The 24718-nt window shown below is 37.4% G+C and carries 21 protein-coding genes and 1 riboswitch; of the genes, 17 read left to right on the forward strand and 4 right to left on the reverse strand.

Translation table 11 applies throughout. The features are described from left to right. Positions 1 to 65: 65 nt before the first annotated feature. Complete coding sequence (gene purL, locus G5B32_RS03120; RefSeq protein ID WP_165290102.1) at positions 66 to 3734, reverse strand: phosphoribosylformylglycinamidine synthase; 3669 nt, start codon at positions 3732 to 3734, stop codon at positions 66 to 68. A 186-nt stretch (positions 3735 to 3920) separates the two neighbouring features. Further along, a riboswitch (TPP riboswitch) is annotated at positions 3921 to 4018 on the forward strand. Between the two features lie 61 nt (positions 4019 to 4079). On the opposite strand from purL, the gene thiS reads away from it, so the two are divergent. The 14 genes from thiS to G5B32_RS03190 all read left to right on the forward strand — a co-directional run bounded on the left by thiS (position 4080) and on the right by G5B32_RS03190 (position 18270). Next, positions 4080 to 4286 carry a sulfur carrier protein ThiS gene (gene thiS, locus G5B32_RS03125; RefSeq protein WP_165290103.1) on the forward strand — a complete coding sequence of 69 codons (207 nt, stop codon included), beginning with the start codon at positions 4080 to 4082 and terminating at the stop codon, positions 4284 to 4286. 24 nt (positions 4287 to 4310) lie between these two features. Beyond that, positions 4311 to 6125, forward strand: a complete 1815-nt coding sequence (gene thiC, locus G5B32_RS03130; RefSeq protein ID WP_165290104.1) for a phosphomethylpyrimidine synthase ThiC — start codon at positions 4311 to 4313, stop codon at positions 6123 to 6125. Continuing rightward, the gene (locus G5B32_RS03135; RefSeq protein WP_165290105.1) at positions 6122 to 6694 is read left to right on the forward strand and encodes a thiamine phosphate synthase; all 573 of its coding nucleotides are present in this window, start codon (positions 6122 to 6124) and stop codon (positions 6692 to 6694) included. Before thiC ends, G5B32_RS03135 begins: the two co-directional genes overlap by 4 nt. Further along, entirely contained in the window at positions 6682 to 7413 is a 732-nt protein-coding gene (locus tag G5B32_RS03140) for a hydroxymethylpyrimidine/phosphomethylpyrimidine kinase (protein ID WP_165290106.1), read from the forward strand. The genes G5B32_RS03135 and G5B32_RS03140 overlap by 13 nt, the downstream gene beginning before the upstream one ends. Then, complete coding sequence (thiE, locus tag G5B32_RS03145; protein ID WP_165290107.1) at positions 7406 to 8023, forward strand: thiamine phosphate synthase; 618 nt, start codon at positions 7406 to 7408, stop codon at positions 8021 to 8023. The genes G5B32_RS03140 and thiE overlap by 8 nt, the downstream gene beginning before the upstream one ends. Beyond that, complete coding sequence (locus tag G5B32_RS03150) at positions 8020 to 8793, forward strand: thiazole synthase (protein WP_165290108.1); 774 nt, start codon at positions 8020 to 8022, stop codon at positions 8791 to 8793. The genes thiE and G5B32_RS03150 overlap by 4 nt, the downstream gene beginning before the upstream one ends. A 6-nt stretch (positions 8794 to 8799) precedes the next feature. Continuing rightward, a complete protein-coding gene (gene thiH, locus G5B32_RS03155) occupies positions 8800 to 9909 on the forward strand; it encodes a 2-iminoacetate synthase ThiH (RefSeq protein WP_165290109.1) in 1110 nt (369 codons plus the stop codon). Further along, on the forward strand, positions 9906 to 10619 hold the full coding sequence (locus tag G5B32_RS03160; protein WP_206366774.1) for a HesA/MoeB/ThiF family protein: 714 nt from the start codon (positions 9906 to 9908) through the stop codon (positions 10617 to 10619). Before thiH ends, G5B32_RS03160 begins: the two co-directional genes overlap by 4 nt. Positions 10620 to 10692: 73 nt before the next feature. Next, complete coding sequence (locus G5B32_RS03165; RefSeq protein ID WP_165290110.1) at positions 10693 to 12192, forward strand: sulfatase; 1500 nt, start codon at positions 10693 to 10695, stop codon at positions 12190 to 12192. A gap of 165 nt (positions 12193 to 12357) precedes the next feature. Then, on the forward strand, positions 12358 to 14748 hold the full coding sequence (gene pheT, locus G5B32_RS03170) for a phenylalanine--tRNA ligase subunit beta (RefSeq protein ID WP_165290111.1): 2391 nt from the start codon (positions 12358 to 12360) through the stop codon (positions 14746 to 14748). A 35-nt stretch (positions 14749 to 14783) separates the two neighbouring features. After that, positions 14784 to 15092: a hypothetical protein gene (locus tag G5B32_RS03175; RefSeq protein WP_165290112.1), complete on the forward strand. Its 309-nt coding sequence runs from the start codon at positions 14784 to 14786 to the stop codon at positions 15090 to 15092. A gap of 50 nt (positions 15093 to 15142) precedes the next feature. Then, positions 15143 to 15433: a cell division protein ZapA gene (locus tag G5B32_RS03180; protein ID WP_165290113.1), complete on the forward strand. Its 291-nt coding sequence runs from the start codon at positions 15143 to 15145 to the stop codon at positions 15431 to 15433. Positions 15434 to 15684: 251 nt separating this feature from the next. Continuing rightward, positions 15685 to 17244, forward strand: coding sequence for a ribonuclease Y (gene rny, locus G5B32_RS03185; RefSeq protein ID WP_165290114.1), 1560 nt, complete (start codon positions 15685 to 15687; stop codon positions 17242 to 17244). Positions 17245 to 17319: 75 nt separating this feature from the next. Further along, positions 17320 to 18270, forward strand: a complete 951-nt coding sequence (locus G5B32_RS03190; protein WP_165290115.1) for a helix-turn-helix transcriptional regulator — start codon at positions 17320 to 17322, stop codon at positions 18268 to 18270. A 188-nt stretch (positions 18271 to 18458) separates the two neighbouring features. On the opposite strand, the gene G5B32_RS03195 is transcribed toward G5B32_RS03190, so the two are convergent. From G5B32_RS03195 to G5B32_RS03205, 3 genes are all read right to left on the reverse strand, one after another. Next, complete coding sequence (locus G5B32_RS03195) at positions 18459 to 18932, reverse strand: DinB family protein (protein WP_165290116.1); 474 nt, start codon at positions 18930 to 18932, stop codon at positions 18459 to 18461. 125 nt (positions 18933 to 19057) lie between these two features. Next, complete coding sequence (locus tag G5B32_RS03200) at positions 19058 to 20110, reverse strand: agmatine/peptidylarginine deiminase (RefSeq protein WP_165290117.1); 1053 nt, start codon at positions 20108 to 20110, stop codon at positions 19058 to 19060. 49 nt (positions 20111 to 20159) lie between these two features. Then, on the reverse strand, positions 20160 to 21035 hold the full coding sequence (locus G5B32_RS03205) for a carbon-nitrogen hydrolase (RefSeq protein WP_165290118.1): 876 nt from the start codon (positions 21033 to 21035) through the stop codon (positions 20160 to 20162). 196 nt (positions 21036 to 21231) lie between these two features. Here G5B32_RS03205 and G5B32_RS03210 point away from each other — a divergent pair, with 196 nt between their 5' ends. The 3 genes from G5B32_RS03210 (at position 21232) to G5B32_RS03220 (ending at position 24600) form a co-directional block, all read left to right on the forward strand. Next, positions 21232 to 21771, forward strand: coding sequence for a hypothetical protein (locus G5B32_RS03210; RefSeq protein WP_165290119.1), 540 nt, complete (start codon positions 21232 to 21234; stop codon positions 21769 to 21771). Between the two features lie 163 nt (positions 21772 to 21934). Further along, positions 21935 to 24148, forward strand: coding sequence for an NADP-dependent isocitrate dehydrogenase (locus G5B32_RS03215; protein WP_165290120.1), 2214 nt, complete (start codon positions 21935 to 21937; stop codon positions 24146 to 24148). A gap of 260 nt (positions 24149 to 24408) precedes the next feature. After that, positions 24409 to 24600 (forward strand): cold-shock protein, encoded by a 192-nt coding sequence (locus tag G5B32_RS03220; RefSeq protein WP_159638923.1) that lies wholly within the window; start codon positions 24409 to 24411, stop codon positions 24598 to 24600. Positions 24601 to 24718: the final 118 nt, after the last annotated feature.

Raw genomic sequence — 24718 nt, forward strand, 5'->3', positions numbered from 1 at the left:
AAAACAAAAAAATCCTCCTACACTTCTTAGCGCAGGAGGATTCCAAATATTACGATTTGTCCAACTTATTTCTTGTTTTCTAAACACCAGTTACGGGCATTGACAAATGCTTCTAACCAAGGTGATACTTCGTCTTGACGTCCTGCTGGGTAGTTCGCCCAGTTCCATTGGAAGATAGAACGCTCGATGTGTGGCATTGTTACCAAGTGGCGACCTGTTGCGTCACACATCATCGCTGTATTGAAGTCCGAACCGTTTGGATTGTGCGGATATTGCTCGTAAGCGTATTTCGCTACAATGTTGTAACGGTCTTCGCTGTAAGGTAATTTGAATTTACCTTCACCATGTGAAATCCAAACGCCTAAAGTAGAACCTGCTAAAGTACTCAACATTATAGACTTGTTGTCTTGTACTTTTACCGATACGAAGTTAGATTCGTGTTTGCCGGAAGTATTGTGGTGCATTTTACCGTGAACTTCATGGTCCGGATTAATTAAATCCAACTCCATCCACAATTGACATCCGTTACAGATACCTACAGATAGCGTATCCGGACGAGCGAAGAATTTTTCTAAAGCGATTTTTGCTTTCTCATTGTATTTGAAAGCACCAGCCCAACCTTTAGCCGAACCTAAGACGTCTGAGTTAGAGAAACCACCGACAGCACCTACGAATTGGATGTCTTCCAATGTCTCACGACCAGAAATTAAATCCGTCATGTGCACATCTTTCACATCAAATCCAGCTAAATACATGGCATTTGCCATTTCACGCTCTGAGTTCGAACCTTTCTCTCGGATGATAGCCGCTTTAGGGCGAGCACCATTGTAAGCAGGTTTCTTACCATCAAATTGTGTAGGGAAATTGAATGCTAATGGTTGATTTTTATAGTTATTGTAACGTGCATCAGCCGTACCGTTTTTCGATTGTTTTTGGTCTAACAAATACGAAGTTCTGAACCAAGTATCGCGAGTCTCTGTTACATTGAATGCGAAGGTGTCTTCGTTGTTATTGAAAGTTACTTCAGTACCTTCAATCGCTTGACCAATTTTCACCGCTTCTATACTTGCTTGCGTTAATGCTGCTTCGAAAGCTGCATCGTTTTTCGCTTGTAATACGACTGCAATATTCTCATTGAATAAAGCTTTTACTGTATCCGCTTCGCCTAAGTCAGATAAATCGTAGTTAGCCGCTAAGTTGACATCTGCAAAAGTCATCTCCAATAGGGTTGTGATTAAACCACCAGAACCTACGTCGTGACCAGCTGCAACTTGACCTGCTTGGATTAAATCTTGGATAGCGTTGAATGCTTTTTTGAAGTAAGCAGCATCCGTGATAGTTGGCACTTCTTTACCAATCTTATTCAAGATTTGAGCGAATGAAGAACCACCTAGCTTAAAGCTATCTTTTGATAAATTGATGTAATAGATAGAACCTGCATTTTTAGATAAAACCGGCTCTACTACTTTATTAATATCTGTACAGTTACCTGCTGCTGAAATAATCAAAGTTCCTGGAGCGATTACATTTTCACCATTTGGATACTTTTGTTTCATTGATAAAGAGTCTTTACCTGTCGGAATGTTGATACCTAATTCGATTGCAAAATCCGAACAAGCTTTTACTGCTTGGTACAAGCGAGCATCTTCGCCTTCATTGTTACAAGCCCACATCCAGTTAGCCGATAAAGAAACTCCAGCTAAACCATTTTTGATAGGAGCAAATACCAAGTTAGATAAAGATTCTGCAATTGCTGTTCTTGAAGCAGCCGCAGGGTCAACGATAGCCGCTACTGGCGAGTGACCAACAGTCGTTGCAATACCTTCTTTACCTTTGAAGTCTAATGCCATTACACCTACATTATTCAATGGTAACTGTAAAGGACCAGCACATTGTTGTTTCGCTACACGACCACCTACACAACGGTCAACTTTGTTTGTTAACCAATCTTTACAAGCTACTGCTTCTAATTGTAATATGTTGTTTAAGTAAGTAGGAACGTCAGCAACATTATATTCCACATCTGCGTAATTTCTCACGACAGTGTTGTCTTTCATGTATGTTTTTGGAGAAGAACCGAAGAAATCAGCCAAATCATAATCCATTGGTTTTGCACCCGTAGTTTGCGATTGGAAAGTAAATCTATGGTCTCCCGTTACATCACCAACCGTGTACATTGGCGCACGTTCACGTTCCGCCACACGTTGTAATGTTTCGATATCTTTCTCAGCAATCACCAAGCCCATACGTTCTTGGGATTCGTTACCGATAATTTCTTTTGCAGAAAGGGTAGGGTCGCCTACTGGCAATTTATCCAAATCAATTAAACCACCTGTTTCTTCTACCAATTCAGACAAACAGTTTAAGTGTCCACCTGCACCGTGGTCGTGGATGGAAACAATAGGGTTATTATCCGATTCGACTAAACCTCGAATGGCATTCGCCGCACGTTTTTGCATCTCAGGGTTAGAACGTTGAATCGCATTCAACTCAATTCCCGAACCGAAAGCACCTGTATCCGCTGATGATACTGCAGCACCACCCATACCGATACGGTAGTTTTCACCACCTAAGATAACGATTTTATCGCCTGTTTGAGGCGTGTGTTTTTTAGCTTGCTCTAATTTACCATAACCCACACCGCCTGCTTGCATGATTACTTTATCGTAACCTAATTTGCGACCTTCTTCTTCGTGTTCGAAAGTCAATACAGAACCAGTGATTAAAGGCTGACCGAATTTATTACCGAAATCAGAAGCACCGTTTGACGCTTTGATTAAGATATCCATTGGCGTCTGGTATAACCATTCACGCTCTTGTACCGCTTTTTCCCAAGGTCTGTCTTGCAACAAACGCGAGTAAGCTGTCATATAAATCGCTGTACCAGCCAAAGGCAAAGCTCCTTGACCACCAGCCAGACGGTCACGAATCTCACCGCCAGAACCTGTAGCTGCTCCAGAGAATGGCTCAACCGTAGTAGGGAAGTTGTGTGTTTCCGCTTTTACGGATAATACCGATTCAAATTCTTTCTCTTCGTAGAAATCTGGTTTATCAGCTGATTTAGGTGCAAATTGCGTTACTTTAGGCCCTTTGATAAAGGCTACGTTATCTTTATATGCAGAAATAATCTCGTTAGGATTTGTTTCAGATGTTTTCTTGATTAATTTGAATAAAGAAGTCGGTTGTTCTTCACCATCAATGATAAAAGTACCATTGAAGATTTTGTGACGACAGTGTTCCGAGTTTGCTTGTGAGAAAGCAAATACTTCTGAATCCGTTAATTTACGACCTAATTTAGTCGCTAAATTATTTAAGTATTCTACCTCTTCAGGGTTTAAAGCTAAACCTTCAGATTTATTATAGGCATCAATATCGTCGATTTCCAAAATAGGTTCTGGCTGAATATTGATGGTGTACATTTCTTGTGTCAAGGCAGCATATTTCTGCGAAATCATAGGATCGAAATCATTGAAATCTGCTGGAACAGGTTGAAATTCTTCAATACGAATCAAACCTTCAATACCCATATTCTGTGTGATTTCTACAGCATTTGTACTCCAAGGCGTAATCATCGCTGCACGAGGACCTACATAGTAACGGTTAAGGGTTTGATCGTCAAGTTTTTTGGCGTTGCCGAATAGCCAGTTGAGTTTTGTAATGTCTTCTTGTGATAAAGAGTTAACACTTTGAACAGCATAAACGATGTTCGATGGGTTCTCAAAGAAATGGATCATTATTGTATGTTAGTTTTGAACGTTCTTCAAATTAAAATACAAAAATACGCATTATTTTAGAATCATTTGCATGAAAGTAGATTTGTTGGTAAATAGGTATTTATTCACATTTCATACTTCTTAATGAAAATAAAAAGTTAAAAATTAAAAATATTATTGAAAAGTTAATTAAAATCCCTAAGTTAGTGTCAACTTTAGGGGTGTCTACATTTTTGTAGGCTGAGATTTTACCCTCATAACCTGATCTAGATCATACTAGCGTAGGGAAAAGTAAGATGTCTTCGTGTATTTGCATTTCGCAATTTCGTAGCCATTCCTAAAGTTTTACTTAAACAAAATTTAGGAATGGAACTTACAATCAATCATCAAATTTATTATTTCGACCAAGGGCTTAGCTCTTTAGAAGAATTGGTGTTGTTCAAGACCAAAGGGCAAACCAAAGGTGTCGCTGTGGCCTTAAATCAGCGTGTGATTCCCAAATCACAATGGTCAGAAACCAAAATTCAAAATCAGGATAATATTCTTTTGCTGACTGCTACGCAGGGCGGTTAATTCACTTTATAAATACACAAAATTATGAGACAAGACCAAATTACAACAGCCCCCTTTCCGAATTCAAGGAAAGTGTTCATTTCTGGGAACATTCATCCCATTAAAGTCGCCATGCGTGAGATTCAATTAAGCCCCACAAAAATGCGCAATGGTGTAGTAGAAATGAATCCTCCAGTGACCGTTTATGATACCTCTGGACCTTATACCGATGTCCATGCGGATATAGATGTACGAAGTGGTTTACCGCGAATTCGCGAACAGTGGATTTTGGATAGAGGGGATGTGGATATTCTTCCAGATTTCAGTTCTGAATATGGTAAGGAACGCCTAGCAGATAAAAAATTAGATCATTTGCGATTTCAATATTTAGCAAATCCTAAAAGAGCCAAAATAGGAAAAAATGTAACTCAGTTATATTATGCCAAACAGGGAATTATCACTCCTGAAATGGAATATGTGGCAATTCGTGAAAATCAACGCATAGAGCAACTCGAGAATGCTACCAAAGGGATTGCTCATCAGCATGAAGGTGAAAGTTTTGGAGCTAACACGCCAAAAGGAAAAATAACTCCTGAATTTGTTCGTGCTGAAATTGCAGCAGGCAGAGCCATTATTCCGAATAATATAAATCATCCCGAAAGCGAGCCCATGATTATAGGTCGTAATTTTTTGGTGAAAATAAATGCCAACATTGGTAATAGCGCAGTAACTTCCAGTATCGAAGAGGAAGTAGAAAAGGCGGTCTGGGCATGCCGTTGGGGGGCGGATACCATAATGGATTTGTCTACGGGTAAGAATATCCACGAGACACGTGAATGGATTATTCGTAACTCTCCGGTACCTATCGGAACAGTACCGATTTATCAAGCTTTAGAAAAAGTGAATGGCATTGCTGAAGATTTAACTTGGGAAATATTCCGTGATACATTGATAGAACAGGCCGAGCAAGGTGTTTCTTATTTTACGATTCATGCGGGCGTGCTTTTGAGATATATTCATTTGACCGCTAATCGTGTAACGGGTATTGTATCACGTGGAGGTTCAATTATGGCTAAATGGTGTTTGTTTCATCATAAGGAAAATTTTCTATATACACATTTCGAAGAAATCTGTGAAATTATGAAGCAATACGATGTTGCTTTTTCATTGGGAGATGGTCTTCGTCCTGGAGCTATTGCGGATGCGAATGATGCAGCACAATTTGCAGAATTAGAGACTTTGGGTGAATTGACAAAAATCTCATGGAAGCACGATGTACAGGTGATGATAGAAGGACCGGGGCATGTGCCGATGCATTTGATCGAAGAAAATATGGAAAAACAATTGCAAGAATGCGACGAAGCTCCTTTCTATACTTTGGGGCCATTGACAACGGATATTGCGCCGGGGTATGATCATATCACTTCAGCAATTGGCGCGGCAATGATTGGTTGGTACGGGTGTGCGATGTTATGTTATGTGACACCAAAAGAGCACTTGGGGCTACCAAATAAAAAAGATGTAAAAGACGGTGTGATTACCTACAAATTGGCTGCACATGCTGCAGATTTAGCAAAAGGCCATCCTGGAGCGCAGTATCGTGACAATGCATTGAGCAAAGCGCGTTTTGAATTCCGTTGGGAAGATCAATTCAATCTTTCGTTAGATCCAGATACAGCACGTGAATTTCATGATGAAACATTACCAGCTGATGCTGCCAAGGTTGCACATTTCTGTTCGATGTGTGGTCCCAAATTCTGTTCGATGAAGATCACACAAGAAATTCGTGATTCTGTGGAAGATGGGATGCTCGAAAAATCAGAAGAATTTATAGCAAACGGCAAGGAAATATATTTATGATAGTAGTCATAAGTCCAGAACAAAATTATCCAAAAGAAACATTGTGGGCAAATAGATTGCTGGAAGTTGGGTTAGAGTGTTTTCATATCCGAAAGCCTCATTGGGATGATGGGGCAGTATGCAAATATGTAGGGGAAATTGACCCAAGTTATCATGCTAAAATAGTGCTGCACGATCGATTAGAAGTTTCCCAGACATATGGTATAAAGCGCTTACATATCAGTGAAAAGAACAGAAAAAATAAGGTGATGGAAATAAAAGAGGGAATGACTTATTCGACTTCGGTTCATAATATGGCTGATTTTAATGAATTAGAAATGATTTGGGATTATGCTTTTGTGAGTCCAATTTTTCCAAGTTTATCTAAGGTCGGTTATGGTCAAAATACTGCTGTATTCCATCAATTAAAATCTAGAAAAAACTTTCATACAAAATTGATTGGTTTGGGAGGAGTTGCTCCCGAAAATATATCGAATGTATACGAAGCAGGCGTAGATGGGGTGGCTTTGTTAGGATATATATGGCAGTCATATAATCCTTTAAATTCCTTTATATTATGCAAAAGTTAAGGCCTTATGTACTATGTATTGGAGGTTTTGATCCTTCAGGCGGAGCAGGTGTTTTGGCGGATATCAAGACTTTAGAGCAAGTCAAAGTCATGGGGCTTTCGGTGTTGACGTGCAATACCCTACAGACCGACAAGGAATTTGTGACCTTAGATTGGTTTCAAACTGATGATATAGTGCGGGCTATTCGTAAGCTAATGAAAACATATCCGGTAGACTATGTAAAAATTGGAGTAGTTCGAAATCCAGCAATGCTTGGTCAAATTGTGAAAGAGGTACTTTCTATTCGTTCAAGTTGCAAAATTATTTGGGATACGGTGTTTGGTAGTTCTTCTGGCTTTGACTTTTTTGAGTTTAAAAATATGGAATTGCTACAAAATGTATTTCCCAAATTGTTTCTTATTACACCCAATAGTATGGAGTACAATCTATTGAGGCAATATAATCTGTTGCATGATAGGCTTTATGTGTTAAAAAAAGCGGGCCATAATCCCGAAGAAATCGGAGCTGATGTACTGTTCACTGCTGGAGAAGAAATAGAAGTACATAATGAACAAGTAAAACTTCCACCCAAACATGGCTCTGGTTGTGTGCTGGCGACCGCTATAACAGCATATTTAGCATTGGGAAATGATTTGGAAACGGCCTGTAATCTAGGAAAGGATTACATATTGAAGTTGTTGAAAAGTAATGAAACATTATTAGGTTATCACAATGAATAAGATTAGCAAATTGCAATATATCTCTCAGGGGAACACTTGGGAAGAGCAGGTAAATAATATTACAACGGCATTGAATCACGGCGTGAAGTGGGTTCAATTGCGTTGGAAAGAATCTCCAAAAGAACAAGTTTTTGATTTAGCGCGTTTAGTAAAAGTTTGGTGTATGTCCAATCAAGCCAAATTGATTATCAACGATCACGTGGATATTGCGAAATCTGTAAATGCGGATGGGGTACATTTGGGTTTAGCGGATATGAATATATCGGATGCGAAGAGGTTATTAGGTGAAGGAAAAATTTATGGGGGGACAGCTAATTCCTTAGAAGATATTTATCTAAGAATACAGGAAGGTTGTGATTATATTGGTTTAGGGCCTTTTAGGTTTACAGCTACTAAGTTAAACTTGAGTCCAATTTTAGGATTGGAAGGTTATAAAAATATTATAGCTCATCTCAAAACTTTGAATTCATTTCCGCCAATAATAGCTATTGGAGGTATTCAATTGGAAGATATTAAATCCTTACAAGATGCAGGAGTATATGGTGTGGCTTTGTCAAAATATATCACGGAAACACCGCAGGAAGTAATTAAAATTCAAGAATTATTATGAACAACAAACTTAAAATAGCAGATAAAATATTTGATTCCCGACTTTTTCTCGGAACGGGGAAATTCGGAGACTTAACACAAATGCAACAAGCTATAACGGTTTCTGGTTCAGAATTAGTTACTGTTGCTTTGCGAAGGGTAGATGTTAAGCAATCAAAACAGCAAAATATTATTCATTATTTGCAAGAAATAAAGGTGAACTTGTTGCCGAATACTTCGGGAGCACGTACCGCGGAAGAGGCTGTGATGTTAGCCGAAATGGGACGTGAGGCAATGGAAACAAACTGGGTGAAACTCGAAATTCATCCCGATCCACGTTATTTGATGCCTGATCCAATAGAAACTTTATTAGCTGCAAAAAAGCTAGTTAAAAGTGGTTTTGTTGTATTGCCCTATATTCATGCTGATCCTGTGTTGTGCAAACGGCTTGAAGAAGTTGGGACTGCAGCAGTGATGCCTTTAGCTGCGCCTATTGGAAGTAATAAAGGTTTGCGTACTATAGATTTTTTGGAAATTATCATCGAGCAATGTCATGTTCCTGTAATTGTGGACGCAGGTCTTGGCGCACCATCCGATGCGGCTAAGGCTATGGAATTAGGAGCTGATGCGGTTCTTGTGAATACCGCTATTGCAGTAGCAAATAATCCTATTGAAATGGCATTAGCATTCAAAGAGGCTGTGATTGCGGGGAGAAGAGCTTTTGAAAGTGGTGTTCCGCAGATTCGTCATTATGCAGAGCCATCCAGTCCTTTAAATACATTCTTATTTTAAAATATTATGGAAACATTTCTGTCTTATTTTCATAAGTATAAATGGGATGAAATAAAGTTTAAGATTAATAATATCAGCCCAGATGAAGTGAAAAGAGCGTTAGATAAACGCAAAAGATCATTGGAGGATTTTTTGATTTTGCTTTCGCCTGAAGCGGCAGATTTTCTACCTGAAATGGCAAATCAGTCGCAGTTATTAGCACGGCAACGTTTTGGAAAAACTATACAATTATTTGCGCCTTTGTACTTGAGTAATGAATGTCAAAATATTTGTACCTATTGCGGTTTTAGTTTGGATAATAAAATTAAGCGCAAGACTTTGTCTAATATGGAATTGCTGCTGGAAGCTTCAGAACTCAAAAGTCGAGGAATAGATCATGTGTTGTTAGTGAGTGGCGAAGCTAACCATACTGTCGGAATTGATTATTTCCTCAATGCTGTTCGTTTGCTAAAGCCCTTATTTTCGAATATTTCGTTGGAAGTGCAACCCTTGGAAGAAGATGAATATCGGTTATTGAATGAAGCTGGGGTACATTCGATTTTGGTTTATCAAGAAACCTATCATCAGGAAGTTTATAAAAAATATCATCCCAAAGGTAAAAAATCTAATTTTGAATATCGCCTAGAAACACCTGATCGGATTGGTCGAAGCAAGATGCATAAAATAGGCTTAGGTGTGCTGTTGGGTTTGGAAGATTGGCGCGTAGACAGCTTCTTCAATGCTTTGCATTTGGATTATCTGCAAAAGAAATATTGGCAAACCCGTTATACCGTTTCTTTTCCACGTTTACGTCCTGCCGAAGGTGTGATTAAACCCAATTACGAGATTTCGGATCAGGAATTGTTGCAATTGATTTGTGCTTATCGAATTTGGAATCCAGATTTGGAATTGTCAATTTCCACCCGTGAAAGCGAGTATTTTCGTGACAATATCATTCGTATGGGGATAACCAGTATGAGTGCAGCTTCCAAAACTAATCCCGGAGGTTATGTAGTTGATCCGCAATCATTGGAGCAATTTGAGATTTCGGATGAACGCTCTGTGCCTGATATTATTACAGTAATTCAAAATGCAGGTTATGAAGCTGTATTAAAAGATTGGGAAAGTATATTATGATAAATTCCACTGACCAATTTGCACGATATAGTCGTCAGGTTTTTATTGAAGAAGTAGGAATCGAAGGGCAACGTGCGATTATGAATGCTAAAGTTTTGGTAATAGGAGCAGGAGGTTTAGGGAGTGTCGTTTTACCCTATTTAGCGGCTGCCGGAGTGGGAAATATAACAGTTGTTGATTTTGATAAAGTTGAATGGCATAACCTAAACCGCCAAATTATTCATCAAGAATTATCCGTAGGGAAACCGAAAGTAGATAGTGCTTCGTATTTTCTTCAACAGTTGAATTCTTTTATTAAGATTGAAACTATAGAAGGGCGACTGGATATATTAAATGTAGAAAAAATCATCCAGTCCTATGATATTATTGTGGACTGTTCGGACAATTTTGAAACACGCTATCTTGTTAATGATACATGTGTAGCTTTAGGTAAAACTTTAGTCTATGGAAGTATTTTTGCTTTCGAAGGTCAAGTCGCAGTTTTTAATTATCAAGGCAGCAAGCATCTACGAGATATTTTTCCTGAACCACCCGAACCAGATATGGTTCCCAATTGCGATAAAAATGGTGTTTTGGGTCCCTTGCCGGGTGTAATTGGGAGTATGATGGCTATGTTAACCTTGCAAATTATAGTAGGGATGAATATTCCTGTCAATGAATTAATGTTGTTTGATTTGCGAAAATGGAATTATACCAAACTTTTATTTTGATTATCTGTCACAGGATGCAACAGGATACTTTTGTTTAAAAAAGATTTTAATATTGGTTATTAAAAGTTTAATTATGAGACCTATAGCCTTTATTAGCTTCTTTATATTTATATTCTTGCAAATACCTCCTGTTTTTGGTCAACAGAAAAAGGCCAGCAAGAGTCAAAGTAAACCTATGAATGTGCTGTTTATTGCAACTGATGATATGCGTGCGGATTTGCAGGTGTATGGGCATGAATTAGCGAAAACTCCGAATCTGGATAAGTTTGCAAAAGAGGGCGTAATGTTCGAACGTGCTTATTGTCAATATCCTTTGTGTGGCCCATCGCGAGCATCTTTGCTAACGGGACGTAGACCTACGACTTCTGGATTGTATGGAAATAGAGAGTGGTACGGCGCATCTTTTCCAGAATGGAAAAGTATTCCTATGTATTTTAAAGAACAAGGTTATATCACTTGGCGTACTGGTAAAATATTTCATGGTGGAATTGACGATACGGATGCGTGGATGGAAGGAGGTGAAAAAAGAGATCATAATGCACCCATTAATACGGATGCGCCTTCGGCTGTTCCGGTAACACAATATTATGCTAATATTTGGAAATCTGCACCTAAAATTACAGAAGGAGCTGATCCAGAAGTCAGATCTGATCGATGGGAAGCAGTAGAAGGTGAAGTTGCTTATAATTTGGGTGATACCAAAGTAGGTGATAAAGCAATAGAGTACATACGCCGTAGTAAAACAGAGAAGAAACCATTTTTCTTAGCTGTAGGCTTTTCAAAACCGCATACGCCATTTGTCGCACCAAAAGAGTTTTTTGATTTATATAACAAAGAAGATATTAAATTACCGGTAAATTTTTCATCACTTCCTGTTGTTCCAATTGGTTTCCCACAAGGGGCGACGCGTTTGCGTAATGCTGATTTCTTTGTCAACAGAACAGCGTCAGCAGATGAAGCAAAGGATTATATAAAAGCGTATTTAGCTTGTATAAGTTATGTGGATTGGAATGTAGGACGTGTTTTGGATGAATTAGATAAACAGGGATTAAGAGAGAATACCATTATTGTTTTTTGGAGTGATCACGGCTATCAATTAGGGGAAAGAGGTAAATGGTCTAAAGCGGGTTCATTGTGGGAGCAAGGCACAAGAGTTCCTTTTATTATTCTCGATCCGAGAGCACAAGGAAATGGTACTTCATCTTCCCGTACGGTTGAATTAATAGATATATATCCAACTTTGGTCGAGGCTTGTGGACTTCCAATGCCAACTGGTTTAGATGGTGTAAGTCTAATTCCTTTACTCCAAAACCCTAAGGCACCTTGGGATAGACCTGCTTACACGGTTTGGAATGAACACAATAAGGGAGTGACAGGGGTAGTAGTACGTACAGAGCGTTGGCGTTATGCGGAATTTTTTGGGAATGGTGCAGGCGCATTTTTAACTGACGCGGTGAACGACCCACATGAATTAATCAATCTAGTTGAAAATCCGCAATATAAAGAGGTTGTTGACCAACTTTCAAAGTTAGCCCGTGACCATGTAAAAGGAAAAACTGAGCTCACAAATTAGTTAAATTGTATAAATGTTAGTAAAGACAAATTCGCCTGGATTTGTCTTTTTTATTTTTAATAAGATAATGCTGAATATTTTTCATTTTAATGCAGTTAACGCTAACATATTTTGTTGTATTCTGCTATTCAAAAGCCTATCTTTGTAACTCAAAAATTTTAAAAGATGAATATTTCTTACAATTGGCTTAAGAATTACTTAAATATAGATAAAACTCCAGATGAGCTTTCGTTGATATTGACCGATATCGGTTTAGAGGTGGAAGCTGTTGAAAAAGTAGAATCTATACCAGGCGGTCTTGAAGGCTTGGTGGTAGGGGAAGTGTTGAGTGCAGAGCAACATCCAAATGCAGATAAACTACGTGTGACTAAGGTTAATGTCGGAACAGATACACCTTTGGATATTGTATGTGGTGCACCTAATTGCCGAGCTGGATTGAAAGTAATTGTAGCAACTGTAGGAACTGTATGTCATCCAACTGCTGGTGAACCTTTTAAAATCACAAAATCTAAAATCCGTGGTGAAGTATCTGAAGGTATGCTGTGTGGCGAAGACGAAATTGGCTTGGGAACTTCTCATGCAGGAATCGTGGAATTGCCTGCAGATGCGCAAGTAGGTACTTTAGTGAAAGATTTCTACGAAATTAAAGACGATTATCGTTTCGAAATCGGTTTGACACCAAACCGTGCGGATGCGGCTTCACATTTAGGTGTAGCTCGCGATTTGGCAGCATATTTCCGTACAAACTATACTTTGCCAAATGTGGAGGCTTTCGCAGAAGGTACTGCTCAGGATACAACTGTGGTGGTTGAAAGTGAAGATGCTCCAAGATATTCTGGTGTGAATATTTCAGGTGTGAAAGTTGCGGAATCTCCAGAATGGTTAAAAGAAAAATTAAGTGCTATTGGTATTCGTTCAATTAATAACATTGTCGATATTACCAACTATATCTTACACGATTTAGGTCAACCTTTGCATGCATTTGATGCAGCTAAGATAGCTGGAAACAAAATTGTTGTGCGTAAGGCGACCGAAGGTGAAGCATTCAAAACGTTGGATGGTGTAGAGCGCAAGTTGTCTGCTGAAGATTTAGTTATTGCTGACTCTGAAAAACCAATGTGTATTGCTGGTGTTTTCGGAGGAGAGTATTCAGGTGTGACAGAATCAACTACGGATATTTTCTTAGAATCAGCATATTTCAATCCTGTTTCAGTTCGTAAGACATCAAAACGTCATGCGTTGAAAACAGATTCTTCTTTCCGTTTCGAAAGAGGTACTGATCCTAATATTACTGTGTTTGCGCTTAAGCGTGCAGCTTTATTGATACAAGAAATCGCTGGAGGTGAAATATCATCTACGGTTACTGATATTTATCCAAATCCAGTTGAGCCATTCAAATTTGAAGTTAGCTACCGCAATGTACAACGTTTGATTGGTAAAGATATTCCTGCAGAACAGATCAAAGAAATTATTTTGGCTTTAGGTATTGCGGTAACGGCTGAAAATGATGGCGTTCTTTCGGTAGAAGTTCCTGCGTACAAAGTTGATGTAACACGTGAGGTGGATGTGATCGAAGAGGTATTGCGTATTTATGGTTACAACAATATTGAGTTGAAGTCTCAAATTTTAGCTTCTTTAAATACACAAGAAAAACCAGACAAAGAAGCTGTATTAAATCAAGTAGCTGATTTGTTGATTGCGAATGGATTTAGAGAGATTTTATCGAATTCATTGACAAAAGGAATTTATGCGGATGACGAGGCAACGGCAGTTAAGTTATTCAATCCTTTGAGTTCGGATTTGGATACTATGCGTCAAAATATGGTGTATTCTGCTTTGACTGCAATAGAATACAACCAAAAGCGTAAACAATCCGATCTTAAAATCTTCGAATATGGTAAAACTTACCATTTGAAAGAAGAAGGATACGAAGAGAAACAACGTTTTGCGTTGGCTATAGCTGGAAAAAAAGAAGCAGAACAATGGAATACCGCTTCCAAAAATGTAAATTTCTATAATTTGAAATCAGCGGTGGATACGATTGTGAAGCGTCTTAAAATTGACAGTTTGCAAATTGTAGAAACCACTAATGCAAACTTAGCTTATGGCTTGGATTATATGAAAGGCCAAAAAGTATTAGTTTCTTTAGGTGCTGTGCATGCAGATGCTTTGAAAAATGCGGATGTGGATGGACAAGTTTATTTTGCGGATTTTGATTGGGATTTGGTGTTGAAAGCAATTCGTAAAAATTCAATCAAATACAAGGAGGTGTCTAAATTCCCTGCTGTTCGTAGAGATTTAGCCTTGTTAGTTGATGAAGCAATTACATTCGAAAAGTTAAAAACTGTGGCATTAAAAACAGATAGAAAATTATTGAAGGATGTAAATATTTTTGATGTTTATAAAGGTGATAAATTGCCAGCAGGCAAAAAGTCTTATGCTCTGAGTTTTACGATTCAGGACGAAGAAAAAACGCTAAATGATAAACAAATTGATAGCATTATTCAAAAATTAATTATTAACTTTGAGAAAGAGACTAACGCAGTAGTGCGCTAGTTGCTCGTTACAATAATTTTAATTGCGTAAAAAGTATGGCATCATTATCGTCACAAATGAATATTATCGTTGAGAAAACGAAAAATTTAATTCAATTGTGTGAAGCTTTACAAGAGGAGAATGATCTGCTAAAGTTAGAATTACAATCTGTTCAGGTAGCATTTGAAACCAGTACAGAAAAAGTAAAACAACTTGAAGAACAGACAAAAGCGATGGCAGTAGCCCGTGCTCTTGATGAAGCGGATATCGATAAAGAGGCAATAAATGAAAAAATACTTGACACAAAACAAAAAATTAACGATTTTGTGCGGGAAATAGACAGATGTATAAACTTATTGAAGTAGATAAGTGATAGTAGGAAAATAAGTTTATTACGTTATTAAGCTCGATAACCATGGGAGAGATTTCCATAAAAATAAATATCGCAGATCGCGTGTATCCACTAAGGGTTACAGCAGAAGAGGAAGAAGTGATTAGACATGCTGCGAAATTGATAAATGAAAAAATAAAGGAATTGCAAGAAAATTATGCAGTTCGTGATAAACAAGATTTATTATCTATGTGTGTATTACAGTACGCAACAGGGATGATAAAGGCTGAAAGACAGGTGCAGCAACAGGATGTGGGATTGGAACAGTCTATTCACGAATTAGATAATTTATTGACGGATTTCTTTACTAAATAATATCGTTCTTTTAGAGCTATATAACGACGAATTTGCCGCAATTAAATTCGGGTTGTCACTATTTTAAACTTAACGCTTCAATATCACGAGCAATATTAAGATATAGGCCATTTTGCTTTACGCCATCTAGGTCATAATCAAACGCTCAAATCATGTGTAATCGAAGTTTAATAATACTTGGGACCTGTTAATTTAATTGCGGTTTTTTTTTGCCGAAAAACATTAAAACTAATAATATATAAATTAATAATATGGAGTTAATTACCACAATTTCAATTATAATATCACTTTTAATTGGTATTGTTATTGGCCGATATCTGTTGCAGATGTTGTTCAAGAAGCAAGAACAAGAAGCCAAGGAAAAAGCTGAGAATATCATAAAAGAGGCTGAAAAGCAAGCTGAACACGTAAAAAAACAAAGACAATTAGAAGCTAAAGAGAAATTTTTACAATTAAAGGCTGAACACGAAAAAGAAGTAAGTCAACGTAACAATACGATCAGCCAAAAAGAAAATTCTATAAGACAAAAAGAGCAATCTTTAAATCAAAAATTAGAAAATCTAAATCGCGAAAAACAAGAATTAGATAAGAAAAGTACGAAACTTGATCAATTAATCGAGGTTAATGAGAAGAAAAGCGAAGAAGTTGAACAACTAAAAAATCAACATATTAGTCAATTAGAGACTATCGCTGGTCTTACTGCTGAAGAAGCGAAAGAGCAATTAGTTACTTCTCTACGTGAAGAAGCTCGTTCGCAAGCCATGATTCAAATCAAAGATATTGTCGATGAAGCTAAATTAACGGCTTCTAAAGAGGCTAAAAAAGTAGTCATCCAAACTATCCAACGTACAGCTACTGAGTCAGCTATTGAAAATACAGTGTCTATTTTCAATATTGAAAATGATGAAATCAAAGGTCGTATTATCGGTCGTGAGGGGCGTAATATTCGTGCTTTGGAGGCTGCCACAGGGATTGAGATTATCGTAGACGATACACCAGAAGCTATTATCTTATCTGGTTTCGATCCAGTACGTCGTGAGATTGCACGCTTGTCATTACACCGTTTGGTGACGGATGGTCGTATTCACCCCGCACGTATCGAAGAAGTAGTTGCGAAAACTAGAACACAGATAGAAGACGAAATCGTCGAAATCGGTGAACGTACAGCTATCGACTTAGGTATTCACGGATTACACCCTGAATTGATTCGTATGGTAGGCCGTATGCGTTACCGTTCTTCATACGGTCAAAACTTATTACAGCACTCACGTGAGGTAGCTAACTTTGCAGCTACGATGGCAGCGGAATTAGGCTTAAATGTAAAACACGCTAAACGCGCGGGTCTTTTGCACGATATAGGTAAAGTACCAGATGACAACCCAGAATTGCCACACGCAATTTTAGGTATGCAGTTAGCAGAAAAATATAAAGAACACCCAGATGTATGTAATGCTATCGGTGCTCACCACGACGAGATTGAAATGACTTCTATGATTTCTCCAGTGGTACAAGCATGTGATGCGATTTCAGGAGCTCGACCTGGTGCACGTCGTGAGGTGGTAGAAAGCTACATTAAACGTCTGAAAGAATTAGAAGAATTAGCATTATCTTACCCTGGTGTTGAAAAAACTTTCGCTATCCAAGCTGGACGTGAATTACGTGTCGTGGTCGAATCTGAGAAAGTAACAGATGCACAAGCTGAAATTTTGGCTGCTGACATTTCTAACCGTATCCAAACAGAGATGACTTATCCTGGTCAAATTAAAGTTACCGTGATTCGCGAGACGCGTTCGGTGTCTTACGCAAAATAGATTTTTATTGAAATTTATATAAGCAAAGCCCTAACTTTATAGTTGGGGCTTTTACTTTTTATAGACTTAACCAAGATGGACATTACCAAAAGATTCGATAGGCTTCTCGGTATTTATTTTTATTTGCAATCTAAACCATTGGTCAAAGCACAGGATTTAGCGGATAAATATGAAGTGAGTTTACGTACGATTTACCGTGATATCAAATCCCTGGAGCAGGCTGGTATTCCGATAAGTGGAGAGGCAGGTTATGGTTATTCTTTGATGAATACGTACAAAATTCAGCCGATGAATTTTACCGAACAAGAAGCACTGAGTTTTGGAGTAGCAGAGAAACTCATGCAGCATTATCTGGATAAAGAGATGGGAACGCATTTTTCGAATGCACTAGTGAAGATGAAAAGTGTTTTGCGTTTTAGTGATAAAGAAAATGTTGCGGACCTAGAATCAAAAGTCCTTATCAACAAGCAAAAGAATTTTCTGAATGAAAATGTGCCTGCAGCTTTGGCTATGCTGTTTGAAAGTATGGTAAAGAAAAAACAGATTCATCTTACCTATAAATCTGTGGAGAGCAATTTGCAAGAGAGGAACATTGAAGTGGTAGGTGTTTATCAAGAAGGACAATTTTGGTATTTTTTGGCTTATTGCCATTTGCGGAAAGAAGTTCGTCAGTTTAGACTTGACCGTATCGAACATATTCGACTTACGGATTTACGGTATACACAGTCGTTGAAGCCATTACATGAATATTTAGAAGAACAGAAAAAGGCTGAAGTTATAATTTCTGTCAGAATATTAGTTAAAAAGTCAATGGCGAGATATCTACATTGGGAAAGGCAGTATTATGGATTTGTAAGAGAAGTAGAAAAAGGGGATAGTGTAGAAATGCATTTTCAGACAAGTAATCTAGAACACTTTGCGCGTTGGTTTCTGATGTTTTCGGATGAATCCATAATTCTTGAACCCGAAGAGCTGAAACTAAAAGTAAAAAGCGTGTTAGAAGGTGCTTTGAAAAACCTTAAATAATTGATAATAGAAACTGAGAATTGAATTAGATATCTCTTTTCGGTCGATATGACGTTATTAAATTATCGTCATTCCGACGGAAGGAGGAATCTATAAATTAAGAAAAGTCTTTGGGTATAATAAAAAGTCAGATTGCTTCGACACACTTTGTCGAAGCAATCTATTGTCTTAACGTAATTTCTACAGAACTAATACCTATCCCAAAAGAAAGGTGGCTCAATCCCTAAAGCTCTTAAATACACAAAACCTTGAGCCCTATGATGAATTTCATTGTCAATGAAATACATGAGATTGTGTACGATCGGAAATTTATATTCTCCAAATAAATTGAAATCATCATGGAATCTTTCTTCTGGAATTTGGTTGTATAAATCAATCAGAACTGGCGTATCTTTATCCCATTGTGCAAGTAGTTCTGCTTTAGTATGAAGAGGTAAATCATGATTGTACTTCTCTATTTTGTCGTGGACAATGCCATCTAAGCCAGGTACGGCTAGTGAAAGCATTTCTTTAATCAAATCAGCGAAGGTACGCATGCCTCCAATCGAAAATTTGAATAATTCTTCTTCAGGAAACTTTTCGATAGTTTTCCGAGTTAAATTACGATGTCCTAACCAATGTTCTAATAAATCTGCTTTTGAAATAATTACTGTCTTTTCCATTTTTTAAGGTTTTAATGATACATCAAAAGTAGGTATGGCTTGTGACAACAGTTTGTCAGTAGTATGAATGAAAATAAAAAAGGAGCAAATCAATTTGCTCCTTTCCAATATTTTGAGATTGCCGATTAAATTTTAGGCTCTTGCTGACTTAAACAGTGGAAACTTCCCAATCCCCATATTATATCTACAGAATTGATTCCGATAACCTTGCGGTCTGGGAAACAAGATTGGATAATTTCTAAAGCTTTTTCATCATTCTTATCATTAAAGATTGGAACAACGACTACTTTGTTTGCAATGTAAAAGTTAGCATAAGAAGCGGGTAAGCGTGTGTCATCATAAATTACTGCACCAGGCATTGGTAATTCTACAATATTCAACTTACGTCCATCTAATAAAGTCATTTGTTTCAAGGCTTCTAAATTCTCTTGCAACAAATGATAATTTTCGTCTTCAGGATTTTCTTCTACTACTGTAATGACTGTATCTTCATTTACGAAACGTGTAATATCATCGATGTGACCATCTGTATCATCTCCAACGATTCCATCACCCAACCATAAAACTTGCTCTTGACCGTAATATTCTTTCAAATATTGTTCGATTTCTTCTTTCGTCAAGTGAGGGTTACGGTTTTCATTCAACAAACAAGCGGTTGTAGTCAAGATTGTACCAGCACCATTGAATTCTACCGAACCACCTTCCATTACAATAGGAGGAGTGAACAAAGGTAAATCAAAGTGTTTAGCAATCTTAGTGGGAACTACATCATCCAAATCGTATGGAGGATATTTATCACCCCATGCATTGTAACCCCAGTCTACGATACCTTTTTTGTTTTCCGTTTTATTTACGACGAAAGCAGGACCATGGTCTCTACACCAAGCGTCGTTTGTTTCGTGGAAATAGAATTCTACGTTCTCTAGATTTGCTTCAACAGCTTGTAAATAACCTAAAGCAAAATCCTTCATAGCCTCATCTGCCACATTTATGCGTACTTTTTGGTCAGCTGCTACGGCTTTAATAAATTCAGAATATGGCTTATATATTGTTTCAATCTTTCCTGGCCAAGAAGCTTCTTTGTGCGGCCAACTTAACCACATTGCTTCTTGCTCTGCCCATTCAGCTGGGAAAGAATAGCCTAATTGTTTAGGTGTATTTTCTAAATTCAAACTCATGTAAAATATCGCTTTACTTCTTAAAATCTAGTATATTAAAGAAGTAATATTAGTCTTCGTCAATAAATCTTTTAGTAATAGGCGCGTAAGTCTCTATACGACGGTCACGCAAGAAAGGCCAGTGTTTGCGAAAATAATCTGATTGTTTCAAATCTAATTCCACTACTTTAACTTCTTCTTGGTCGTGAGATGCTAAATACAACAATTTACCTTGTGCATTTGCGACAAAGCTACCACCCCAAAATTTCATGGCGCCATCTTGTTCGAAACCAACACGGTTAACGGATACTACAGGAACACCATTTGCAACAGCGTGTGAGCGTTGGATCGTCTGCCAAGCATTGTATTGATCTTGGTTTGTTTCTTCATCTTGGTCTGTCGCCCAACCAATCGCAGTAGGGTAGAACATGATTTCCGCACCCATCAACGCCGTGATACGAGATGCTTCTGGATACCATTGATCCCAACAAATCAATACACCGATTTTACCGAATTTTGTTTTGAATACTTTGTAACCTAAATCACCAGGCGTGAAATAGAATTTTTCGTAAAATGCAGGATCATCAGGGATGTGCATTTTGCGGTATTTACCTAAGTAAGCACCGTCAGCATCTAAAACTGCTGTTGTATTGTGGTAAAGACCTTCCGTGCGTTTTTCGAATAAAGAAGCGATAATGACAACGCCTAATTCTTTAGCCACAGCGGATAATGCATCCGTTGATGGTCCTGGGATAGACTCTGCAAGGTCAAAGTTGTCATAATCTTCGACATCACAAAAATATAATGAAGTGAAAAGTTCTTGTAAACATACAATCTGAGCGCCGCCAGCAGCAGCTTCTCTCACTTTTTCAATAGCTTTATTAAGGTTTTCTTGTTTGTCTTTGGTACAAGACATCTGAACTAATCCAACTTTTACTTTGCTCATCTTATTAAATAGTGTTATTTCAAAGACAAAGATAAGATTATTTAAAACAACCTATAACATCTATCGCTGTATAAAGAAGTATTCTGAATTGATGACAGAATATTTACATGAATTAAAAAAATAATAAAGTTTTTAAAATTATATTGTAGCGAAATAAAATTTACTTTCGTTTTATTTTTAAATTAACCAATACTATATGAAATGTAAAATACTTGCTTTTGCCTTAGGTATCTCACTATTAAATATTATGTGTTGTGGAAGCCATCTAAATGCTATGACTTTTGAATATTTACCCACAGGAAAGATATCATTTATAAATCAAATAGATAAGTACAGTATAGTTAAAGATACCCTAAAAGGACCTTTTGATGTTTACTTTGAATTTGACACTAAACAAGTGTACACTTTTAATTTTTCAATTATTCCTATGGCAATGGCGTGTACTATGCATAGTCCTTTCTATACCAATACTATGAATAGAGAAAAATTAGCAGTTAGTATAGATAATGATTTTGTATATAAAGACGATACAATTCTAGCAAATTCAAATATAATGAACCTAGATTCATCGTCATATAAGTACCTTTTCTATAATGGGGGACAAGGAGTTCGTTTTGACGAAAAATTCCTATACTATGCCAAATTTAACAAAGGCTGGACGACTTTTATCATCGCGGGAGAACTAGAGGATGGCCAACCATTTAAGTTTGAAAAGAAAGTGTATTTAGATTTATAATCCAACCTTGCCAAGCTTTTTCTCAATTCCGTCATAATTAAACCTATTGCCAATATTTAATTTTGATTTTCTTATCTTTAGGCGGATTTTGATAACGGAAAGAAGCCGTTGTTGATTTTTTAATAAAACAATAGAAACATTAATATATTTTCAATAGAAAACTATGTCATCTAAAATCATTTACACTAAAACAGATGAAGCGCCATTATTGGCAACTTACTCTTTTTTACCTATTGTACAAGCGTTCGCAAAAACTGCGGATATCGATGTAGAATTAAGAGACATTTCATTGGCTGGTCGTATCCTGGCTAATTTCAACGAATATTTAACAGCAGAACAACAAACTGCTGATGCATTGGCAGAGTTAGGGCAATTGGCTACTACTCCTGATGCTAACATCATCAAATTACCAAACATTTCAGCTTCTATTCCTCAATTAAAAGGAGCAATCGCTGAATTGCAAAAAGCAGGTTACAATGTGCCTAACTACCCTGATGCACCTGCTACTCCAGAAGAAGAAAAAATCAAAGCTACATATGCTAAAGTTTTAGGTTCTGCTGTAAACCCAGTATTACGTGAAGGTAATTCGGATCGTCGTGCCCCTAAAGCGGTTAAAAATTATGCAAAAGCTAATCCTCACCGTATGGGTGCTTGGGCTGCAGACAGCAAAACTAAAGTAGCGTCAATGACTGACTGTGATTTTTACGCTACTGAAAAATCAGTAACAGTCGAAGAAGCTGGTCAATTCAAAATTGAATTCGTAGCTGCTGACGGTTCTGTAAAAGAATTAAAAAGTCTTTCTCCTTTGAAAGCTGGCGAAGTAATTGATTCATCGGTATTGAATGTAGCTAAATTGAAAGAGTTTGTTGCTGCTACAATCGTTGAAGCCAAAGAAGCTGGTGTATTATTATCAGCGCACTTGAAAGCAACGATGATGAAGGTTTCTGACCCTATTATTTTCGGAGCTATCGTAGAAGTGTACTTCAAAGATGTATTCGCTAAATATGGTGAATTGTTCGCTTCATTAGGTATCAACAAAAACAATGGTTTAGGTGAAGTTTACGCTAAAATTGCGGGTACTCCACAAGAGGCTGAAGTGAAAGCTGCTATCGATGCTGCTATTGCTAATGGTCCTGATTTAGCGATGGTTAATTCGGACAAAGGTATTACAAACTTACACGTTCCTTCGGATGTAATCGTAGATGCTTCTATGCCAGCTATGATTCGTATCGGCGGTAAAATGTGGGATAAAGCAGGAGCAGAGCGCGATACAATTGCTATCATTCCTGACCGTTCTTACGCAGGTGTATATGAAGCTGTAATCGAAGACTGTAAAGAAAATGGTGCTTTAGATCCTACAACTATGGGTTCAGTTCCAAACGTAGGTTTGATGGCTCAAAAAGCAGAAGAATACGGTTCACATGACAAAACTTTCCAAGCATCTGCTCAAGGAACTATCCGTGTAGTGGATGCTAACGGAAATGTGTTGATGGAGCAAGCTGTGGAAGCTGGTGACATCTTCCGTATGTGTCAAACTAAAGATGCGCCTATCCAAGACTGGGTTAAATTAGCTGTAAATCGTGCTCGTTTATCAGCTACACCAGCGGTATTCTGGTTAGACGAAAACCGTGCTCATGATAGAGAGATCATCAAAAAAGTAGAGAAATACTTAGGTGACTTCGATACAAATGGTTTAGATATTTTCGTAATGTCTCCAATCGAAGCTACTAAATTCTCTTTAGATCGTATCCGTGAAGGTTTAGATACGATTTCTGTAACAGGTAACGTATTGCGTGACTACTTAACTGACTTATTCCCAATCTTGGAAGTAGGTACTTCAGCGAAAATGTTATCTATTGTTCCTTTAATGAACGGTGGTGGTTTATTTGAGACAGGTGCTGGTGGTTCTGCTCCTAAACACGTAGAACAATTCTTAGAAGAAGGTTACTTACGGTGGGATTCATTAGGTGAGTTCTTAGCATTACAAGCTTCTTTCGAACACTTAGCACAAACGCAAAACAACGCAAAAGCGCAAGTTTTGGCTGATGCTTTGGATGAAGCAAATGCTTTATTCTTAGCTAATGACAAATCTCCAGCACGTAAAGTAGGTCAAATTGACAACCGTGGTTCTCACTTCTACTTGACTTTATACTGGGCTCAAGAATTGGCTAAACAAACGAAAGATGCTGAATTAGCAGCTCAATTTGCTACATTAGCTGAGACATTATCAGCTAACGAAGCTAAAATCAATGAAGAATTAATCGCTGCGCAAGGTACAGCTCAAAATATCGGTGGTTACTACTTCCCGAATGATGAGTTAGCTACTCAAGCTTTACGTCCTTCAGCAACATTAAATAATGCTATTGCTGCTTTGTAAGTAGTTCATTTTTAGAAATACTAAAGCCTTCTTCGATTCTGAAGAAGGCTTTTTTTGTTTATATTAGTAGTATGTTATAATAAACTAATATCGAAAGGGAGTGAAATATGTTTCTGACAAATTTCTTGGTAGTTATTACAATGGCTTAATTAAAAATTCATAGTAGCCCGATTAAATACACTATTTGTAAGATAAAAAAAATAAATAGTTGATTATCCATTTATTATACCTACCTTGTGGACATAATAAATAAATACAATATGAATAACGGAACTGTAAAGTTTTTTAATGAAACTAAAGGATTTGGTTTTATTACACCTGATGGTGGTGGCGAAGATGTTTTTGTACACGTATCAGGATTAGTTGACCAAGTTCAACAAGGCGATCAAGTTACTTATGACTTAGAAAAAGGTCGTAAAGGTATCAATGCCACTAATGTAAGAGTAAACTAATTTTAATTATACTTATCTTGCAAAAGGCGAATCTTTCTAAGATTCGCCTTTATTGTTTTATATGTTTTGCATAATCTACTTAAATAAAAACATCCCTTATCATTTTATTGATAAGGGA

This window comes from Sphingobacterium sp. SGL-16, from assembly GCF_011043515.1.
Taxonomy (GTDB): Bacteria; Bacteroidota; Bacteroidia; order Sphingobacteriales; family Sphingobacteriaceae; genus Sphingobacterium; species Sphingobacterium litopenaei.

Coding starts and splice junctions, on each gene's coding strand:
- purL (WP_165290102.1), bottom strand. CDS start 3,734: ATGATCCATTTCTTTGAGAACCCATCGAACATCGTTTATGCTGTTCAA.
- thiS (WP_165290103.1), top strand. CDS start 4,080: ATGGAACTTACAATCAATCATCAAATTTATTATTTCGACCAAGGGCTT.
- thiC (WP_165290104.1), top strand. CDS start 4,311: ATGAGACAAGACCAAATTACAACAGCCCCCTTTCCGAATTCAAGGAAA.
- G5B32_RS03135 (WP_165290105.1), top strand. CDS start 6,122: ATGATAGTAGTCATAAGTCCAGAACAAAATTATCCAAAAGAAACATTG.
- G5B32_RS03140 (WP_165290106.1), top strand. CDS start 6,682: ATGCAAAAGTTAAGGCCTTATGTACTATGTATTGGAGGTTTTGATCCT.
- thiE (WP_165290107.1), top strand. CDS start 7,406: ATGAATAAGATTAGCAAATTGCAATATATCTCTCAGGGGAACACTTGG.
- G5B32_RS03150 (WP_165290108.1), top strand. CDS start 8,020: ATGAACAACAAACTTAAAATAGCAGATAAAATATTTGATTCCCGACTT.
- thiH (WP_165290109.1), top strand. CDS start 8,800: ATGGAAACATTTCTGTCTTATTTTCATAAGTATAAATGGGATGAAATA.
- G5B32_RS03160 (WP_206366774.1), top strand. CDS start 9,906: ATGATAAATTCCACTGACCAATTTGCACGATATAGTCGTCAGGTTTTT.
- G5B32_RS03165 (WP_165290110.1), top strand. CDS start 10,693: ATGAGACCTATAGCCTTTATTAGCTTCTTTATATTTATATTCTTGCAA.
- pheT (WP_165290111.1), top strand. CDS start 12,358: ATGAATATTTCTTACAATTGGCTTAAGAATTACTTAAATATAGATAAA.
- G5B32_RS03175 (WP_165290112.1), top strand. CDS start 14,784: ATGGCATCATTATCGTCACAAATGAATATTATCGTTGAGAAAACGAAA.
- G5B32_RS03180 (WP_165290113.1), top strand. CDS start 15,143: ATGGGAGAGATTTCCATAAAAATAAATATCGCAGATCGCGTGTATCCA.
- rny (WP_165290114.1), top strand. CDS start 15,685: ATGGAGTTAATTACCACAATTTCAATTATAATATCACTTTTAATTGGT.
- G5B32_RS03190 (WP_165290115.1), top strand. CDS start 17,320: ATGGACATTACCAAAAGATTCGATAGGCTTCTCGGTATTTATTTTTAT.
- G5B32_RS03195 (WP_165290116.1), bottom strand. CDS start 18,932: ATGGAAAAGACAGTAATTATTTCAAAAGCAGATTTATTAGAACATTGG.
- G5B32_RS03200 (WP_165290117.1), bottom strand. CDS start 20,110: ATGAGTTTGAATTTAGAAAATACACCTAAACAATTAGGCTATTCTTTC.
- G5B32_RS03205 (WP_165290118.1), bottom strand. CDS start 21,035: ATGAGCAAAGTAAAAGTTGGATTAGTTCAGATGTCTTGTACCAAAGAC.
- G5B32_RS03210 (WP_165290119.1), top strand. CDS start 21,232: ATGAAATGTAAAATACTTGCTTTTGCCTTAGGTATCTCACTATTAAAT.
- G5B32_RS03215 (WP_165290120.1), top strand. CDS start 21,935: ATGTCATCTAAAATCATTTACACTAAAACAGATGAAGCGCCATTATTG.
- G5B32_RS03220 (WP_159638923.1), top strand. CDS start 24,409: ATGAATAACGGAACTGTAAAGTTTTTTAATGAAACTAAAGGATTTGGT.